16 protein-coding genes are annotated in these 18,441 nt (G+C 41.5%); 15 read left to right on the forward strand and 1 reads right to left on the reverse strand.

The genetic code is table 11. The features are described from left to right. Nucleotides 1-401: 401 nt before the first annotated feature. The 15 genes from PGLA_RS03320 to PGLA_RS03390 all read left to right on the forward strand — a co-directional run bounded on the left by PGLA_RS03320 (nucleotide 402) and on the right by PGLA_RS03390 (nucleotide 16,993). The gene (locus PGLA_RS03320; RefSeq protein WP_068528645.1) at nucleotides 402-4,076 is read left to right on the forward strand and encodes a nitrate reductase subunit alpha; all 3,675 of its coding nucleotides are present in this window, start codon (nucleotides 402-404) and stop codon (nucleotides 4,074-4,076) included. Next, nucleotides 4,066-5,604, forward strand: coding sequence for a nitrate reductase subunit beta (gene narH, locus PGLA_RS03325; protein WP_068528648.1), 1,539 nt, complete (start codon nucleotides 4,066-4,068; stop codon nucleotides 5,602-5,604). Before PGLA_RS03320 ends, narH begins: the two co-directional genes overlap by 11 nt. Beyond that, a complete protein-coding gene (gene narJ, locus PGLA_RS03330) occupies nucleotides 5,597-6,172 on the forward strand; it encodes a nitrate reductase molybdenum cofactor assembly chaperone (protein WP_068528651.1) in 576 nt (191 codons plus the stop codon). Before narH ends, narJ begins: the two co-directional genes overlap by 8 nt. Continuing rightward, entirely contained in the window at nucleotides 6,159-6,845 is a 687-nt protein-coding gene (narI, locus tag PGLA_RS03335) for a respiratory nitrate reductase subunit gamma (protein WP_068528654.1), read from the forward strand. The genes narJ and narI overlap by 14 nt, the downstream gene beginning before the upstream one ends. Before the next feature lie 54 nt (nucleotides 6,846-6,899). Beyond that, nucleotides 6,900-7,364 carry a GAF domain-containing protein gene (locus PGLA_RS03340; protein WP_068528657.1) on the forward strand — a complete coding sequence of 155 codons (465 nt, stop codon included), beginning with the start codon at nucleotides 6,900-6,902 and terminating at the stop codon, nucleotides 7,362-7,364. After that, nucleotides 7,361-8,419, forward strand: coding sequence for a sensor histidine kinase (locus PGLA_RS03345; RefSeq protein WP_068528660.1), 1,059 nt, complete (start codon nucleotides 7,361-7,363; stop codon nucleotides 8,417-8,419). Before PGLA_RS03340 ends, PGLA_RS03345 begins: the two co-directional genes overlap by 4 nt. Nucleotides 8,420-8,437: 18 nt before the next feature. Continuing rightward, nucleotides 8,438-9,085 carry a response regulator transcription factor gene (locus PGLA_RS03350; RefSeq protein WP_068528663.1) on the forward strand — a complete coding sequence of 216 codons (648 nt, stop codon included), beginning with the start codon at nucleotides 8,438-8,440 and terminating at the stop codon, nucleotides 9,083-9,085. Nucleotides 9,086-9,214: 129 nt separating this feature from the next. Continuing rightward, entirely contained in the window at nucleotides 9,215-10,699 is a 1,485-nt protein-coding gene (locus PGLA_RS03355) for a nitrate/nitrite transporter (protein WP_068528666.1), read from the forward strand. An 84-nt stretch (nucleotides 10,700-10,783) separates the two neighbouring features. Beyond that, complete coding sequence (gene moaA / locus PGLA_RS03360; RefSeq protein WP_068528669.1) at nucleotides 10,784-11,800, forward strand: GTP 3',8-cyclase MoaA; 1,017 nt, start codon at nucleotides 10,784-10,786, stop codon at nucleotides 11,798-11,800. A 27-nt stretch (nucleotides 11,801-11,827) separates the two neighbouring features. Beyond that, nucleotides 11,828-12,556 (forward strand): YwiC-like family protein, encoded by a 729-nt coding sequence (locus tag PGLA_RS03365; protein ID WP_068528672.1) that lies wholly within the window; start codon nucleotides 11,828-11,830, stop codon nucleotides 12,554-12,556. Between the two features lie 141 nt (nucleotides 12,557-12,697). Further along, the gene (locus PGLA_RS03370; RefSeq protein WP_068528675.1) at nucleotides 12,698-13,516 is read left to right on the forward strand and encodes a DUF2935 domain-containing protein; all 819 of its coding nucleotides are present in this window, start codon (nucleotides 12,698-12,700) and stop codon (nucleotides 13,514-13,516) included. 162 nt (nucleotides 13,517-13,678) lie between these two features. Further along, complete coding sequence (locus PGLA_RS03375; protein ID WP_068528679.1) at nucleotides 13,679-14,374, forward strand: response regulator transcription factor; 696 nt, start codon at nucleotides 13,679-13,681, stop codon at nucleotides 14,372-14,374. Further along, complete coding sequence (locus PGLA_RS03380) at nucleotides 14,367-15,452, forward strand: HAMP domain-containing sensor histidine kinase (RefSeq protein ID WP_068528682.1); 1,086 nt, start codon at nucleotides 14,367-14,369, stop codon at nucleotides 15,450-15,452. Before PGLA_RS03375 ends, PGLA_RS03380 begins: the two co-directional genes overlap by 8 nt. Nucleotides 15,453-15,548: 96 nt before the next feature. Beyond that, nucleotides 15,549-16,448, forward strand: a complete 900-nt coding sequence (locus tag PGLA_RS03385; protein ID WP_068528685.1) for a M15 family metallopeptidase — start codon at nucleotides 15,549-15,551, stop codon at nucleotides 16,446-16,448. A gap of 38 nt (nucleotides 16,449-16,486) precedes the next feature. Beyond that, nucleotides 16,487-16,993 (forward strand): VanZ family protein, encoded by a 507-nt coding sequence (locus PGLA_RS03390; protein WP_068528689.1) that lies wholly within the window; start codon nucleotides 16,487-16,489, stop codon nucleotides 16,991-16,993. Between the two features lie 106 nt (nucleotides 16,994-17,099). On the opposite strand, the gene PGLA_RS03395 is transcribed toward PGLA_RS03390, so the two are convergent. Then, complete coding sequence (locus PGLA_RS03395; protein WP_068528694.1) at nucleotides 17,100-18,215, reverse strand: GNAT family N-acetyltransferase; 1,116 nt, start codon at nucleotides 18,213-18,215, stop codon at nucleotides 17,100-17,102. Between the last annotated feature and the right edge of the window lie 226 nt (nucleotides 18,216-18,441).

The raw sequence follows: 18,441 nt of genomic DNA on the forward strand, positions 1-18,441 counted from the left end.
AAAGACATCTTCTACTTATACCCTTCATCAATTCCTTCAACCCCTATCTATAAGAATGGTCATGCACAAAAAAAGCACCTCTCAAGAAAGGCTATTACGCCTGTTCTTGCGAGGTGCTTCGCTCGCTACAATGTTTGATTTCCATTCAATATACCCCACAATATGTAATTTGTCAATAATAAAACGAACGTATGTTTTGTATGTCGCAATGCCACCTCTTGTCGCACTTGGTATGACCATCCGAACTCAATTAAATTGGAAATAGGGCTTTCCTCGTAGAATATAGGTGATTCCCTAATAGGAACACGCATGGCTCCCTTTCATAATGAAGGTATAAGAATAGACAATCATTGATTCCCCTCAAATCTTTGTCATTTCCGAAAAAGGAGTGGTCGTATCCGATGAAAGGGAAATTTGGACTTAAGTTCTTTAAACCTACGGAAAGTTATTCAGGAAATTGGTCGATTCTCGAAGAAAAAGATAGATCATGGGAGAATATGTACCGCGAACGTTGGTCGCATGACAAGGTGGTACGTACGACGCATGGCGTGAATTGTACAGGATCTTGCAGTTGGAAGGTATTTGTGAAGAACGGAATTATTACTTGGGAGAATCAGCAGATTGATTATCCATCTTGTGGACCAGATATGCCAGAATTTGAACCCCGTGGATGTCCGCGTGGTGCTTCATTTTCCTGGTATGAATATAGCCCTTTGCGCGTGAAATATCCTTATATGCGTGGGCGTTTGTGGCGTTTATGGAAGCAAGCATTGATAGAACACTCGGATCCTATTGCTGCTTGGGCAAGTATTGTGGAAGATCCCGACAAAGCGAATTCATATAAGCAGGCCCGCGGCAAAGGGGGTCATGTACGTGTGAAATGGGAAGATGCGATCCAATTAATTTCAGCGCAGCTTATCTATACGATTCGAAAATATGGACCTGACCGCATTGCTGGCTTTACGCCTATTCCAGCCATGTCCATGATCAGCTATGCGTCGGGTGCAAGGTTTATTTCGCTTCTTGGTGGCGAAATGTTAAGTTTCTACGATTGGTACGCGGATCTTCCACCAGCTTCCCCGCAAATCTGGGGTGAGCAAACCGATGTACCGGAGTCGAGTGATTGGTACAATGCTGGATATATCGTCATGTGGGGATCGAACGTACCATTAACCCGTACGCCTGATGCCCATTTTATGACGGAAGTACGCTATAAGGGAACTAAAGTAGTATCTGTTGCACCTGATTATGCGGAAAGCGTGAAGTTTGCGGATAACTGGTTATCACCAAACCCGGGAACGGATGCGGCTATTGCACAAGCGATGACGCACGTCATTTTGAGTGAATTTTATCAAGAACGCAAGGAACCGATGTTCCTGAATTATGCGAAACAATTTACAGATATGCCATTCCTTATCTTGCTAGATGAACATGAGGATACCTATAAAGCAGGTCGTTTCCTTCGAGCTAGTGATCTGGGTGATCATTCACAGCACGCGGAGTGGAAGCCAGTTATTGTGGATGAAATAACGAATGAAATCACGGTTCCCAATGGGACGGTGGGACAACGCTGGGAGAAGGATAAGAAGTGGAATCTAATTCTTGAACGAGAAGACGGCACGAAGATCCATCCTGCGCTTTCAGTTGAAGAACTCGGCGCACATTGGCAGGAAATCGTGTTCCCATTCTTCGACAATAGTGGGAATGGCACCTTTACACGTCCGATTCCAGTTCGGAAGATTCAACTTGGGGATGGAACAGAGCGGTTGGCTGCTACTGTGTATGATCTCATGCTCAGCCAATATGGTGTGAAGCGGATCGGAAGTGACTTGGAAGCTTCAGGTTACGATGATGTGAGATCTTTCTATACACCTGCTTGGCAGGAGAAAATAACAGGTGTCAAACCATCCATTGTCACTCAAATCGCTCGTGAGTTTGCACAAAATTCACTGGATACAGATGGACGCTCCATGATTATTATGGGCGCAGGTATTAATCACTGGTTTAACAGTGATACCATATATCGGTCCATTCTGAACCTGGTTATTCTCACCGCTTCACAAGGTGTAAATGGTGGTGGATGGGCGCACTATGTAGGACAAGAGAAATTGCGTCCGATTGAGGGTTGGTCGACGATTGCGTTCGCAAAAGATTGGCAAGGAGCACCACGTCAGCAAAATGCAACTTCCTATTTTTATTTTGCTACGGATCAATGGAAATACGAGGAGACGGGTGCAGAATCACTGAAATCGCCAACAGGTGGCGACATTCGGTATCAGCATCCTGCGGATTATAACGTACTTGCTGCGCGGTTGGGATGGCTCCCTTCTTATCCGCAATTTAATAAGAGTAGCTTGGCATTTGCTGAGGAAGCGGCACAGCAAGGTAAGACAACCAATGATGAGATTGTAGAACACACGTTGAAACAAATCGTCTCGGGAGAAACACAATTCGCTGTTGAAGATCCCGATGCACCGGAGAATTTCCCGCGCTCATTATTTGTGTGGCGTTCTAACTTAATATCTAGCTCGGCCAAGGGACAAGAGTATTTCATGAAGCATTTACTAGGAGCATCCGATGGACTTCTAGCTACACCCAATATAGAAGATAAACCAGATGAAATTACATGGCGTGATGATGTTGAAGGAAAGTTGGATTTATTGGTAGCACTCGACTTCCGGATGACGTCAACTCCGATGTATGCAGATATTGTGCTACCGGCCGCAACTTGGTATGAGAAGACAGATCTATCTTCAACAGATATGCATCCTTTCGTGCATCCATTTAATCCAGCTGTTGATCCGTTATGGGAATCCCGTTCGGACTGGGATATTTATCGGACGATTGCACAGACCTTCTCGGAGATGGCGAAAGCACACCTTCCAGGGGTACACAAGGATCTTGTGATGACGCCACTTACGCATGACTCTGTGAATGAAATTTCACAACCGTATGGTGAAGTCAAGGATTGGAAGAAGGGTGAGGTTGAAGCTGTTCCAGGGAAAACAATGCCTAATCTGACGATCGTGGAGCGCGATTATACGAAAATTTACGATAAGTATGTGTCGCTTGGGCCTAATTTGGCAACAGGCAAAGTAGGGGCTCACGGCATCAGCTTCTCTGCGGCTGAAGAATATGAGGAATTGAAAAAGATCAACGGTTCTTATTTCGATGAGACGATTAAGAATGGCCTTCCGAAACTCCATACCGCTCGCCAAGCAGCAAATGCTGTCTTGAATTTGTCATCGGCAACAAATGGGAAGTTGTCACAACGTGCATGGGAATCTGCTGAACAAGACACGGGTGTTGAACTAAAAGATATTTCAGCCGATCGTGCAGCAGAACGGATTACTTTCCAGAGTATTACGGTACAACCACGTGAGGTTATTCCCACACCGGTATTTAGCGGGTCCAACAAAATGGGAAGACGGTACTCACCGTTCACCACGAACATCGAACGTCTCGTTCCTTTCCGGACCCTTACAGGAAGACAGCATTTCTATATTGATCATGAAATCTTCCTTCAATTCGGAGAAGCGTTACCTGTGTATAAACCGACACTTCCCCCTATGGTATTTGGTCCGCGGGACAATCAGATCGTGGGCGGTAAGGATGCGCTTGTGCTTCGGTATTTAACACCGCATGGTAAATGGAATATTCACAGTACGTACCAGGATAATTTGCATATGTTAACGCTGTTCCGCGGAGGTCCGACTGTCTGGATCAGTAACGAGGATGCAGCGGATCAAGGGTTCGAGGATAATGATTGGCTTGAAGTATATAACCGTAATGGTGTCGTAACCGCACGGGCGGTCGTCAGCCATCGTATTCCTAAAGGCACGATGTTCATGTACCATGCGCAAGATAAGCATATCAATGTACCGGGCTCGGAGATCACGAAGGAACGTGGCGGAAGTCATAATGCACCAACCAAAATCCACGTCAAACCAACACAAATGGTAGGTGGGTACGCTCAACTCAGCTACGGATTTAATTATTACGGACCGATCGGTAACCAGCGGGATGTCTATGTAGCTGTCCGTAAAATGAAAGAGGTGGATTGGCTTGAAGATTAAAGCACAAGTTGCGATGGTTATGAATCTGGACAAATGTATCGGATGCCATACGTGTAGTGTGACTTGCAAGACGACGTGGACCAACCGCGCTGGGGCCGAATATATGTGGTTCAATAACGTGGAGACGAAACCAGGCATCGGATATCCGAAGCGCTGGGAGGATCAGGAGCTTTATAAAGGTGGTTGGAAGCTTACTAAGGGTAAGCTTGAACTCAAATCGGGGAGTAAATTATCCAAGATTGCACTCGGTAAAATCTTTCATAACCCGGATATGCCTGTAATGAAAGATTATTATGAACCATGGACGTATAATTATGAGCATTTAACGAACGCAGGGGAGAAGAAACATCAGCCTGTGGCGCGTCCGAAATCGGCGATAACAGGGGAAACGATGGATCTGGAGTGGGGACCTAACTGGGAAGATGATTTAGCTGGTGCGCACGTGACAGGTCCAAAGGATCCCAACATTGAGAAGCTTGAAGAGAAGATCAAGTTCGACTTTGAACAAGCATTCATGATGTATTTACCACGTCTTTGTGAGCATTGTCTAAATCCAAGTTGTGTAGCGTCTTGCCCATCCGGTGCGATGTACAAAAGAGATGAAGATGGAATCGTACTCGTTGATCAGGAAGCTTGTCGTGGCTGGCGCCATTGTATGACAGGTTGCCCGTATAAGAAGGTGTATTTCAACTGGAAAACGAATAAGGCCGAGAAGTGTACATTCTGTTTCCCACGTATTGAAGCAGGGCTACCAACAGTATGCTCCGAGACGTGCACAGGACGAATTCGTTATCTAGGCGTATTGTTGTACGACGCAGATAAAGTGTTGGAAGCAGCATCTAAGCCTGATGAGAAAGATCTGTATCAAGCTCAGTGTGACTTGTTCCTCGATCCGAATGATCCTGAGGTCATTGCCCAGGCCCGCGCAGATGGGTTAACGGAAGAGTGGATCGAAGCTGCACAGAATTCACCTGTATATAAATTGGCAATTGAATATAAACTGGCGTTCCCACTCCATCCAGAATATCGGACCTTGCCGATGGTGTGGTATGTACCACCACTTAGCCCGATTATGAATTATTTTGAAGGCAAAGACTCTATTCAGAATCCAGATATGATCTTCCCTGCAATTGAAGAAATGCGTATGCCTGTTCAATATTTAGCGAATATGCTGACTGCGGGAGATCCAGAGCCCGTGAAGGAATCCCTGCAGCGACTGGCTATGATGCGTATCTATATGCGATCTGTATCGACAGGTAAACCTTTTGATGAAAGCCGTCTAGCTCGATTAGGCCTAACCAAGCACCAGACAGAACAAATCTATCGCCTACTTGCTATCGCGAAGTATGAGGATCGGTTTGTCATTCCAACATCACACAAGGAAACTCACATGGACGTTTATCGCTCGCAAGGATCTGAGGGATTTGATATGAATTGCGGAGGCTGTGGTCCCGCAGGTCCAACGATGGATCATGAAGGTAAACCAGTTCACGATGAGAAGTTCTATGGGGGGATCTGGCGTGATTAATCTAGAGATACTACATGAACATAAACAAGTGTTTGGTTTGTTCGCTCAGCAGCTAACGTACCCGCAGAAGCTTGATTTTCTTCCACTGGATATCGATGACTGGCTGGATTCCGCTGCACCTGCGTATGATTATATTCAGAAATATTGGAGTCTTATGCAAGAATACAGCTTGGAGCAGATCGAGGAGTTGTATGCACAAACCTTTGACTTTCAAAAGGAAGCAACGCTGTATATGACATACTTTAAGTTTGAGGATTCCAAGGAACGAGGGCAAATGCTTGTTAAGCTCAAAATCATGTACCAAATGTTTGGACTTGATATGCCAGAGCAAGAATTGTCTGATTATCTACCGCTGATGTGCGAGTTTATTTACGCCGCGGAGTGGCGGGGGAATCCACACGCTGCTAGGGATTTTGAAGTGATGATCGGTGTGATTGAAGATGGAACATATCATCTCTTACAAGCGTTAGAGAAATGGAATAGCCCTTATTACAATCTTATCAAGGCCATTCGTGAAACGTTAAAAGATTGTATTGAGCAGGAGGCGAACACCCATGAACATGTTTGATCAATTCCTATGGGTCATATTTCCTTTTGCTTGTATTGTAGTATTCATTGTGGGACATATTCTCCGTTACCGTAATGATCAATTCAATTGGACCGCAAAGTCTAGTGAATTTGTAGAAAAGAAGCAGTTAAGGATTGGTAGCATGATGTTTCACTTGGGTGTCATGCCCGTGATTGCCGGTCATATTTCAGGTCTTGCGATTCCAAAATCATGGATGCATGCTCTCGGAGTTGATGATCATATGTATCATCTAGGTGCCATATATATTGGTAGTTTGTTCGGATTTCTTACGCTGGGTGGAATGATTATCTTAACAACCCGTCGTTTATCAATTAAAAATGTCCGCAAATTAAGTTCCGTTTCTGATATTATTGTAAATATACTCCTGTTATTCATCGTATTTATGGGACTTTATAGCACCATTGTTACGAATGTGGTAGAGCCGAGCTTTGACTATCGTGAGACAGTCTCCATCTGGTTCCGTGGTTTATTTACGTTACAACCAGATGCTAGCTTGATGTTGAACGTACCCCTTTCTTTCAAAATTCATATCTTATCAGGATTTGCTATATTGGGATTATGGCCATTTACACGGCTTGTTCATGTGTGGAGTGTTCCGTTGAACTATGTAGGTAGAAGTTATATTCTGTATAGAAAGAACCGTAGACATTGACTTGAGGGGAGAAGGCGGAATGCCTTCTTTTCTATATGTGAGGAGTTAATTGGAATGAATGACGAGTCTAATGTTGATTATCAACAAGAGATCGACACACTTCGGAATCGTTTTGGATTTGACTTTGTTTCTATTGCACTAGTGCAACCGGCAGAAGATCAATTTGTATTAACCTGGCAGTATGTTTCGGGTAATTTAAATAAGCGTTACAAAAGAATTGTTCTATATTCAGGTAAGGGTGTGGCTGGAATCGTGTTTAAGACAGGCAAACCGATATTTATGGAGGATGTAAATATGGGCCTAGATTCCAAAGATTTGTTCAATTACCCGATCATTATTGCGGAGCAACTTCAAAGCTTAGGTGCTGTTCCATTATGGAAGGGTAATCGGGTGATGGGTGTGTTATTGGTAGGATTTCGTCATGGCAACCAATTGACGGAAGACATATTTGAAGAGTTTCAAAGCGAAATCGAACCGGTATTCGGATCTTTAGATACCAAGGAGATGGTAGACCAATGATTCCAACGAATCAAGTCTACATGGCAGAACTTCTAGATAAAATGTACAGAAACAGCAAAGAAGCTATTTTTTTTATCGGCAATGAGGGAAAGATTATGGCTATGAATCCGGCTGCTGAGAATATTATAGATATTGAAATTATTGAGCAGATGTACTCGAACAAAGAGGTATCCATCTGTCAAACTTGTGTTGGTTATACGAACGAGGAGGCCATGATCTCTTGTCTGAATTGTTATTTGGCCAATCCTGAAGAGGACTTCTCCTCATTTCAAGTATATTTCAATACGAAAGATTTAGGGGTTGTTCCCTATGCTGCAAGCTATCATACGATTGATGAATTGCAAGGTATACATGTATTTATGCTACTTGACTTAACCAAACAGTTTAAAACACAAGAAATGTTATATCGATCCAATATGACCAAATATGTGATTAAAGCACAAGAAGATGAACGAAAGCGTATCTCTCGTGAATTGCACGATAGCGTTGCTCAAGAATTGCTTAGTTCACTCGTGGATTTACGGGTCTTAAAATATATGAATGTAGATGAAGTCGTATTGAACAAACTTCAGCAAACGGAAGCATCATTAACCCGATTATTGGAAGAGATTCGCCATTTATCTGTGGAACTACGACCAGCATCGTTAGATGATTTAGGTTTGGAGGCTGCGTTTCGTTCTCATTTCAAATGGGTTGAGAAAAACTATGGTTTTCTCGTCAGATTCTCATCCGAATTATCTTCTGCTCGATATAACAATGAGATCGAAACGGTAGTCTATCGTATATGTCAGGAAGCGATTCTGAATGCGCTCAAATATGCAAATACAGATGAAGTGCATGTAACCCTATTCGAGAGTCAGGGGAAGCTGCAGTTAGTCGTGAGGGATGAAGGTTCCGGATTTAATCTCAATTCTAGAGACGTTAAGGGAACCGGTCTTGGTTTATTCGGTATGCGAGAACGAACCGAGTTAGTCCATGGGCAATTAATGATGAGATCAGAGATCGACCAAGGTACGGTTATTCACTTAAGCATTCCTGTATCACCCAATGAATAAGGGGGAGGCGTCGATATAATGAGAATTGTCATCGCAGATGATCACGCGGTAGTTCGGAGCGGATTCTCAATGATCCTAAGCTATCAGGAGGATATGGAGGTCGTCGCTACAGCCGCAGATGGGTTAGAGGCTTACCAGATGGTTGCCAAACACCATCCTGATGTCTTATTAATGGATTTAAGCATGCCACCAGGTGAAAGTGGATTAATTGCAACAGGCAAAATAAGTAGTGATTATCCAGATACAAAAATTCTAATCTTAACGATGTATGATGATGAGGAATACTTGTTTCACGTATTGAAGAATGGTGCATCTGGTTACATGTTGAAGAATGCACCGGATGAAGAACTACTGGCAGCTATACGTACAGTCCATAAGGGCGATACATACATTAATTCCAAAATGGCGACATCCCTCGTTAGAGAACTAATGAAGAAGAATCAAGACGCCAACGATTCGGATCCATTCAAAATATTGTCCAACCGAGAAATTGAAATTTTGCCTCTGATCGCAAAAGGGTATGGGAATAAAGATATTGCTGAGAAATTGTTCATTTCGGTCAAAACGGTGGAAGTGCATAAGGCAAAGATTATGGAGAAACTACACTTGAAGAACCGACCGGAGCTTGTCGAGTATGCATTGAAGAAGAAATTGCTCGATTTCTGAAGGAGAAATAGGGATTTCCTTGGGTGAATAAGGGAAATCCCTATTATTTTTTTGGAAGAAATCCATTTATAATAGACATGGGAATCAATACAATTGTCATTCATTACACACAGGGAAAAGGTGATGTGGATGATTAAAAAAGTACAACTACCATTGCAAACGATGAATCTAATACTTGGATTTATGGTATGGGTTATTATTTCTTCACTACTTCCATTCATTCGGGAAGATATTTCAATTCCTGCGGATCGACTTGCCATTGTCACGGCTATACCCATCGTATTGGGATCGATTCTAAGGATTCCATTTGGTTACTATGCAAATGTTTTTGGAGCACGAGTCATATTTGTTACCAGTTTTATTCTTCTGTTATTTCCAGTATTCTATATTAGTGAGGCTTCTTCCTTTAAAGATTTGGTCGTAGGTGGATTGTTTCTGGGGGTTGGGGGTGCAGTGTTCTCCGTTGGGGTCACATCGCTACCGAAATATTATCCGAAAGAAAGACATGGTTTTGTTAACGGGATCTATGGTATTGGGAATCTTGGAACAGCGATCAGCACCTTTTCAGCGCCGATCATTGCGACTCAAGTGGGATGGTCCACGACGGTGAAGTTATACCTGATACTGTTAGTTGTTTTTGCACTCTTGAATATTTTCTTTGGGGATCGACATGAACCTAAAGTGAAGACACCGATCATTGAACAAATGAGAGGCGTATACAAAAACCAAAAGTTATGGTTATTCTCGCTATTCTATTTCATTACGTTTGGTTCATTTGTTGCTTTTACAGTCTATTTACCGAATTTCCTTGTCACCTATTTTGATCTTTCAAAAGTAGATGCAGGAATGCGAACAGCTGGATTTATCGCAGTAGCGACTTTCTTACGACCTATTGGGGGATGGCTTGGGGATAAGTTTAAGCCTTTGATCTTACTTATGGGTGTATTCTTTGGTCTTACTCTGGCAGGTATTCTACTGGCCTTCTCTCCGTCGATCGGATTGTATACAGTTGGTAGCTTGACGATTGCTTTCTGTGCGGGTTTAGGAAATGGCGTTATTTTTAAACTTGTCCCTCAATATTTCAATAAACAGGCAGGAACGGTGAACGGCATTGTTTCCATGATGGGCGGATTAGGTGGGTTTTTCCCTCCATTGATGCTTTCGATCATTCACTCGATGACAGGGCAATATTCGATCGGGTTTATGGCATTGTCACAAGTGGCACTCGCGAGTCTGATCCTTGTGGTCTGGCTTTATTACCAAGATAGATTATCTTTATCTTCTGAAGTGGTTAAATCAACCGGACAAGGAATAATGGTTACTGATATGAACGGAAGTATCATTTCTGTGAATCCGGCCTTCACGAAGTTAACAGGTTATCTAGAGGAAGAAGTTATCCATAAGAACCCAAGTATTCTGAAATCAGGTAAGCAGTCGCACACGTTCTATGGAGAGATGTGGAAGCAGCTTACACAAGATGGTCAATGGCAAGGGAAGATTTGGAATCGTAGAAAAAGTGGGGAAGAATACTTAGAGCTGTTAATCATTAATGCAGTGAAGGATGACTCAGGAGAAATTGTCCGTTACGTAGGAACATTTAGCGATATAACATGATAACGAGTATGAGGGCAATCGGTCTATTTTGACCGAGAAGCCCTTATATTTTGTTGCAAAATATAGAAAGAGAGAGGATAAATGATGTCCACGCAGCCCACGTATGATTTATTACAACGCCCAATCCGTGACTTGCGTATATCGGTCACGGATCGATGCAATTTTCGATGTACCTATTGCATGCCAAAGGAAGTTTTCGGTGATGACTTCATGTTTCTGCCGAAAGACGAGCTCTTGACCTTTGAAGAGATTCATCGCGTGGCCCGTCTATTTGCATCTCTCGGAATGAAGAAGGTTCGCTTAACGGGTGGGGAGCCCTTATTACGCAGGGATTTGCCACTGTTAGTAGAAATGCTTTTGAATATAGAAGGGGTCGAGGATATCGGTCTAACAACCAATGGACTCTTATTGAAGCAGCATGCACAGGCTTTGTATGATAAGGGCTTACGCAGATTGAACATTAGCTTGGATGCACTTGATCCAGATTTATTCGCACAAATGAATGGGCGTGGGATTAAACCCTCCATTATTTTAGAGAATATCGAATTTGCTAAGTCCATAGGTTTTCGGATTAAAGTGAATATGGTTGTGCAAAAGGGAGTGAATGATCAAGAAATACTCCCGATGGCAGCCTATTTTAAAGAAAAGGGTATTACGTTATGTTTTATTGAATTTATGGATGTCGGAAATGACAATGGCTGGAGTTACAAGCGTGTCGTTACGAAGAAACAAATGTTTGATCAATTGAGCGCTGTTTATGGACTAGAGCCTGTGGAGCAACATTACTTTGGAGAAGTAGCACAGAGATACCAGTATACGGATTGTGAATCGGAGGTCGGATTTATTACTTCGGTTTCCGAGTCATTCTGTTCGACTTGTACAAGAGCGCGATTATCATCCGACGGCAAGTTGTACACCTGTTTGTTTGCTTCGCAAGGATTTGATCTACGTAATCTTGTTCGGGAGGGTGTATCGGACGATGACTTACTTGCTGAGATACGCAACGTATGGGAAGTTCGCGATGATCGCTATTCGGACATCCGCACCGAACAAACAGCGATCAATCGTAAGAAAATAAACATGTCCTATATTGGTGGATAACATGTGAGATTAAGGAGAGCGGGAATAATGAAACAACAAGGAATGGTTATCCCTCATGAACATGGAGGATGGGCAATGGTCATCGTTCCGTTTACCATGGGTATGATGACAGGCAATCCACAATGGATGCATCTGTTTCTATTTCTTGCATGGTTTTTCTTGTACATGTCCTCTTATTCTTTTCTTCAAATGATGAAGAAGAATGCGAATCGTCATCGATTCATGAAGTGGGGTTCGATCTATAGCTCTATCGCTATTCTATCTTTAATTCCTCCATTAGTTAGTTATCCTCCAATCTTCTTCTTTGGACCGCTATTGCTTGTGTTCGTTAGCGTGAATATTTGGCATGTAAAGCACAAGATAGAGCGGGCACTGATTAATAATCTGTGTGCGATTATCATCTTCTCCCTTGGCGGAGCCGCAGCATATTTATTAGGTGGTGGAGGCTGGGATCGAACGATGGCTATGATCGTCATATATAACGTTATCTATTTCATGGGCACCGTATTTTTTGTGAAGTCTGTATTTCGTGAACGGAAGAATAAACGTTGGATCGTATACGCACAAATCTATCATGTCTTGAGTGTACTGATTCCTATGGTTCTAGGAAATCCATGGATGATGATTGGTTATGTCTTTCCATTGGTACGTTCGTTCGCATTGGCTGGCAAACAGATCAAGCCTACGAAAGTAGGGATTATCGAGATTGTAGGTGCTATTCAATTTCTGCTCCTTGCTGTCATTCTTAATATATAAGAAAGTATAAGTTTCACTTGATTGGCTATTTCTTATGTTTCCGAAGAGACGGATACCTGTCCTTAAGTCTAAAAGGATCTGACATTAGCCCAAGCCTATTCTGCATATGCTTTAACTAATGCATAATTGGGAGGGGAACGAATGTCAGATCGATTTGTCGCGCAGTCTTTAGATGAGGTTAGCTTTTGGTCCAGAATAATGAAGGAACATTCATTTTTTTTAGGATTGGGTTTTCGTTGTGAGGATACCGTGCTTAAAAAAGAAGCGGATCATTTCTATCGTGTGTTTGAAGACATTGAAAGGCGGGTTCACTGCTTCACCCTTGACGTGGATCCCAATACGATTAAAGAATTTAATAAAGAGGTACATTCTGCTGTATGTCACATTTGGGCATTCAAAAGAAAAGTACTCGGCTTAATACTTAGTTGTAAACTGCCTGGTCAGACAAACTTCCCACTTCTGGTCGACCATGTGAGTAGGGAAGCCAATTACTTTCGAAATCGTTTAGAAGAGTTAAATCGAGGTCAATTAGAACCATTATATGATGCAATTATTGATGAGAATGTGTTTTTCTTAAGAATTATGGGCGAACATGCTCAGTTTATTGGTCACTTGTTAGATCCATCGGAACGCAAGCTTGCTGAGCAAGCCCGAGATTTTAGTAATGATTTTGATCAGTTACTAGTCCAAGCAAGGGATATCGACTCGATGAGACCTCAATCTCAGACCGCTCCGATATTAGATCAGTTCCTGGATCAGAATAGGGTGTCTGTAAAGTCATTACGTGATTTCAAGAAAACAGCCCGCGATCTCATAGATCAATGTAAAATTAAGAGCATTATTCATCCATTGCTTGCAGATCATGTGTTCCGTGAGGCAGAAAGATTTCTGGAGATTATTGATATGTTCGAGAATTCATTAAAAGGAAAAGGAAGAACACAGGAGATTATTCATCATTAAATAAGTCGATGTTACAAAGACTTTCAGACCCATGAGCATAGGGTTGAAAGTTTTTTTTTTTGGTATAGTTAGGTTATTTCTCTATTATAACGAATGTTAAATAAATATTATGGTAGGATACACTTATAGTTAAAGTTACTTGCATAGAGGAGTACGATATAAATGAAACGAATCACGATTTTAATAGCTGATGATGAAGCAGAGATTGCAGATCTCATTGCGTTGCATTTAGAAAAAGAGGGCTACCACCTCATCAAAGTATCTGATGGGAGAGAAGCCATTCATGCTGTTCAATCGCATTCGATTGATTTAGCGATATTGGATATTATGATGCCCGGACTAGATGGTTACGAAGTGACACGTCAGATTCGAGAAAAGTATCATATGCCCATTATTTTTTTAAGTGCCAAAACGTCTGACTTGGACAAGATTACGGGATTGGTGATGGGGGCAGATGATTATATGACCAAACCGTTTAACCCCATGGAATTGGTTGCAAGGGTCAATGCTCAACTACGACGTTCTATGCAGTTGAACGGATCGACAACAGAGGGACAATCCGTATTGGAAGTCGGTGGATTGACCATCGATCCTGAACAACGAACCGTTACTTTATATGGTGAGAATATTGTGTTAACACCTAAAGAATTCGATATTCTGTATCTACTTGCGGGTCATCCGAGGAAAGTATTCAGCGCTGAGAATATATTTGAACAAGTGTGGGGCGAAGCTTATTTTGAAAGTGGTAACACGGTCATGGTGCATATTCGCACGCTAAGGAAGAAACTAGGAGAAGATAAAAATAAAAACAAATGGATTAAAACCATTTGGGGGGTTGGATATACATTCAATGGCTAACATGATACGAAGTTTTCGGTCTAAAATGATCGTGTTATTAGGTTTAAGTATGCTGTTCTCAGGTGCTATCACTTTTATTATTTATAAAGCTCTTCAACTTTATTATGTGAAGGTTCGGTTTGAAGATCCATTAGCTCAAGTTCGCAAAGTCATAGCTAACTTTGGGGATCTCAACTTCTTTTTGATTATTTTCATTCCGCTAGCGATTTTGTTTTTCTTTTTTCTGACCAAACCCTACGCAACCTATTTCAAGGAGATATCTACGGGAATTCATTGTCTTGCCAATGGTGACTTTAACAATCGCGTTCATATTTCATCCAATGACGAGTTCAAGGATATTGCGGAAGACATTAATTTGGCAAGCGAAAAACTACAAGAAGCGGTAGTAAGAGGGGATTTTGCAGAAAGTAGTAAGGACCAGTTGGTCTTGAATTTAGCTCATGATTTGCGTACGCCACTGACCTCAGTTATAGGTTATTTAGATTTGATTCTTCAGGATGATCAACTAACAACAGAACAAGTCAAACATTATTCGACGATCGCGTTCACCAAATCTCAACGTTTAGAGAAGCTCATCGATTCACTATTTGAGATCACTAGAATGAATTACGGTATGATTACCATTGATAAACAATCCATCGATCTTAGTGAGCTGCTCAACCAATTAAACGAAGAATTATATCCTGTCTTTGAGAAAAATAATCTAATTGCTAGATTGAATGTGACTCCGAATGTGAATATTTCGGGTGATGGTGAGTTGTTGGCACGTGTATTTGAGAATCTGCTGGCCAATGCCACGCGTTATGGTAAGGACGGACAGTTTGTAGATATGAACTGCCATCTTGATGGAGGAGAGATCGTGGTTCAAGTGATCAATTATGGCGATTGTATTCCTGAGCAAGAGTTACCTCATATCTTTGAGATGTTTTATACCGGTGATCAGGCGAGAACGCATCAAGATGGAGGTACTGGTCTGGGTTTGCTCATTGCGAAGAATATTGTGGAGCAGCATAACGGAGTGATATCTGTCCAAAGTAGTGTGATTCGTACGATTTTTGAAGTGCGATTACCGCAATGATGACACAAATTTAAGAAAAACTTTATATTTGCCCGACTTCTTTTTAAACAGTTTTCTCTATTCTTAATGAATGATAGGTTGAGGAGGAAATTTAAGATGAAGAAGTGGGCTTTTTTGCTTGTTATTTTACTTTTACTATTTGGTTTTGAAGTCATGAAACAGGAGCCAGAAGTCACAAAGGATCATCTATCCATAGAAGACTATCTTGCTCAAGATGTGATAGATCAAGGTGATAATCAAGCGATAGATGCGATAGATCAAGATGATAATCAATCGATAGATGTGGGAATGGATCAGATCTACCAGGGGGATCTCCTGTTAGTGAACAAGGAGTATCCGGTACATCAAGAGGGTGTAACGCCTGATGTGATCAATCTGTTTCAGAATCAGGAACTCGTACAAGGATATGGGTTGCTGGATAACACGATTCAATTGTCACAACGTGTAGTGAAACAATTCAACACGATGATCGATGAGGCTGCCCGAGATGGCGTTCGTCATTTTTTGATAAGTAGCGGTTATCGAGATGAGCAAGATCAGAATCGGCTTTATGAAGAAATGGGTTCCGATTATGCTTTGCCAGCGGGCTATAGCGAACATAACTTAGGCTTATCGCTTGATATAGGATCTACTGAAATGGCAATGAATAAAGCGGAAGAAGGAAAGTGGTTACAAAAAAATGCCTCTACATATGGGTTTATTTTAAGATATCCTAAAGACAAATCAGCAATCACAGGGATTCAGTATGAACCATGGCATTATCGCTATGTGGGATTACCACACAGTGTGATTATGCAGGAGAAGAATCTTACGTTGGAACAATATCTGGATTTCTTGAAAGAACAGAAGACCATTACTACAACGATAGATCATGAAGAATACGAGATCTCCTATTATCCTATTATGAAAAATACGACGATTCTCATGCCGACGGTTCGCCGCTATGAGGTGTCAGGTAACAATATAGACGGCGTCATTGTGACTATACATCCCTGACTTCGTTGTACATAATCTCAAGAAGGTGAGGATGTGGTATGAAACTATCAAAATTCATGAATGGCATCATAGTGCCCATACTATTTGCAGTGTATCTGTATGTATTAATCAAAGTTATTTTGTTTAAGTTCGGTACAATGGATGTGACCTTTCTGCGGCATCAGCTTCAGAGGAATCTAGGAAATCCGGACAATATGATAGAACGAATGCGTTCAGGTAATTTTACTCCGTTTAAAGAAATATCCAACAATATTCATTGGTTATCAAGCCATGATTTAATTAACTTGTTAGGTAATATTGCTCTTTTTATGCCGTTCGGAATTTTTCTTATACTCATGACTAGACATAAAAAAATGTCATTCATAATGGTATTTATTCTATCTCTTGCTTTAAGTTTAAGCCTAGAGTGCGCGCAGGTTATTTTTTTAATCGGTAGTTTTGACGTGGATGATCTCATACTAAATGTTTCGGGCGCCTTATTGGGATTTGCTGTTTTCAAGATTGTCGTCAAATGTATGGGGAATAAATCTACAGCTACTCATTAGTGAATAAGATTAGAAGCAAAGACTCGCAATATCCTAATTAGGAAATTGCGAGTCTTTGTTTTCAATTTCCTTATTAATAGTGTGTTATTACCCTTGTATTTTGAATCTAGATAAAATATAAACCATACATATAAGGCAAAGCTATAGGTTGCAGTCTAGCGTCCGCTGGATACTCTACAGAAGAATCAGGATCGAATAAAAGTGATACTAACTCTGGGTTACCATCAATAAATGATGATCCATGAGGTGTATGTAACTCATAACGACCGTCAGACAGAACGGAGATTGCTATATTATTGGTAGCAGATTTCCTATAACCAGATTGAGCAATCAATGCCTCCCCATCGATAACAAGAACTGTTCCAATATTATTTTGTCGCTCTACAGAGGCATCGACAGCTTGAAGAAGATTGGCAAGTTCTACATCTTGCCACGGTATTGTCAGGCTCAGGGAAGTCAGTTCGAACTGGGTGAGAGCGTTGGAGAGAAGCCCAATTACAGCAGAGGGTAACCCTGCGTATTCTATAAGCATCCCAACATTGTCGGGAGAAGGGATTCTCGGTACAGCGAATACAGCAACTGCTACAATCACTTGTTCTGGCGTTCTAGCTACATGGATACGTTGATTCATATTGTGAATGTTTGCCATTGGACTTGCACCAATGAATTGGGCAAGTTCTGCTAGACTCCATTGAATGGCAGAGGATTTATCTAGCATTAAAGAATGAACAGCAAACATATCTTTTGGTTCAAATTCAGAAAATGTCCACTGAGATGTATGAGTATTAAGTTTTTCTGCAATAGTCGCTTCGAGGGTGTATTTTTTAGACTTACCAAATGTCACACTACCTGCTCTAGTATATAAAGAACGATCCCCGGAAATGAACATCAGTGAAGCACCGGCTTCTTTAGCATGTTGCTGACATAGAGTAAACAACTCTCCCGCAAGTCCTTGTCCCCGATATGCTGGGTCTGTACAGACCGCACCAATCGAATATGAATATAGACGTACATTATCAGAGTGAATAATGAAGGGAACCATTCCGATGAAGGATACAAGTTTTCCTTGATCATTGAAGGCGGCATAGGATTGGCTCACCCCTGGTCGAAATAATGTAGGAAAGGAGTATTCCATATAACGCTCTTTGTCTTTACAAAATACTTCTTCTGCTAAAAGCGCAGCTTCTTTCATTTCATGTTCCCTGACGAGTCTATATTCCATGCCTGATTCCTCCTGTTGTAATAGCTATTTTTAAATCATCCTTGTGTGGAAGCGGATATGTTACTTAGTATAACCCTAATTTGTAGTTTTGGTGTGAGTTGTAGTTTTTGGGCTGTAGAAATACAGGAGGAAATTCGTGGTTTATAAAGGAAATTTATGTTGTAAATAGTAGTATTTTAGGAGAGAATTGTATGTGGAGAATTCAGTAATAAAAACGATATCGATC

The sequence above is a fragment of the Paenibacillus glacialis genome (assembly GCF_001637205.1).
Lineage (GTDB): Bacteria > Bacillota > Bacilli > Paenibacillales > Paenibacillaceae > Paenibacillus_AQ > Paenibacillus_AQ glacialis.

Coding starts and splice junctions, on each gene's coding strand:
- PGLA_RS03355 (WP_068528666.1), top strand. CDS start 9,215: ATGATTAAAAAAGTACAACTACCATTGCAAACGATGAATCTAATACTT.
- PGLA_RS03350 (WP_068528663.1), top strand. CDS start 8,438: ATGAGAATTGTCATCGCAGATGATCACGCGGTAGTTCGGAGCGGATTC.
- narI (WP_068528654.1), top strand. CDS start 6,159: ATGAACATGTTTGATCAATTCCTATGGGTCATATTTCCTTTTGCTTGT.
- PGLA_RS03340 (WP_068528657.1), top strand. CDS start 6,900: ATGAATGACGAGTCTAATGTTGATTATCAACAAGAGATCGACACACTT.
- PGLA_RS03320 (WP_068528645.1), top strand. CDS start 402: ATGAAAGGGAAATTTGGACTTAAGTTCTTTAAACCTACGGAAAGTTAT.
- PGLA_RS03385 (WP_068528685.1), top strand. CDS start 15,549: ATGAAGAAGTGGGCTTTTTTGCTTGTTATTTTACTTTTACTATTTGGT.
- moaA (WP_068528669.1), top strand. CDS start 10,784: ATGTCCACGCAGCCCACGTATGATTTATTACAACGCCCAATCCGTGAC.
- PGLA_RS03370 (WP_068528675.1), top strand. CDS start 12,698: ATGTCAGATCGATTTGTCGCGCAGTCTTTAGATGAGGTTAGCTTTTGG.
- PGLA_RS03390 (WP_068528689.1), top strand. CDS start 16,487: ATGAAACTATCAAAATTCATGAATGGCATCATAGTGCCCATACTATTT.
- PGLA_RS03365 (WP_068528672.1), top strand. CDS start 11,828: ATGAAACAACAAGGAATGGTTATCCCTCATGAACATGGAGGATGGGCA.
- PGLA_RS03380 (WP_068528682.1), top strand. CDS start 14,367: ATGGCTAACATGATACGAAGTTTTCGGTCTAAAATGATCGTGTTATTA.
- PGLA_RS03375 (WP_068528679.1), top strand. CDS start 13,679: ATGAAACGAATCACGATTTTAATAGCTGATGATGAAGCAGAGATTGCA.
- PGLA_RS03345 (WP_068528660.1), top strand. CDS start 7,361: ATGATTCCAACGAATCAAGTCTACATGGCAGAACTTCTAGATAAAATG.
- PGLA_RS03395 (WP_068528694.1), bottom strand. CDS start 18,215: ATGGAATATAGACTCGTCAGGGAACATGAAATGAAAGAAGCTGCGCTT.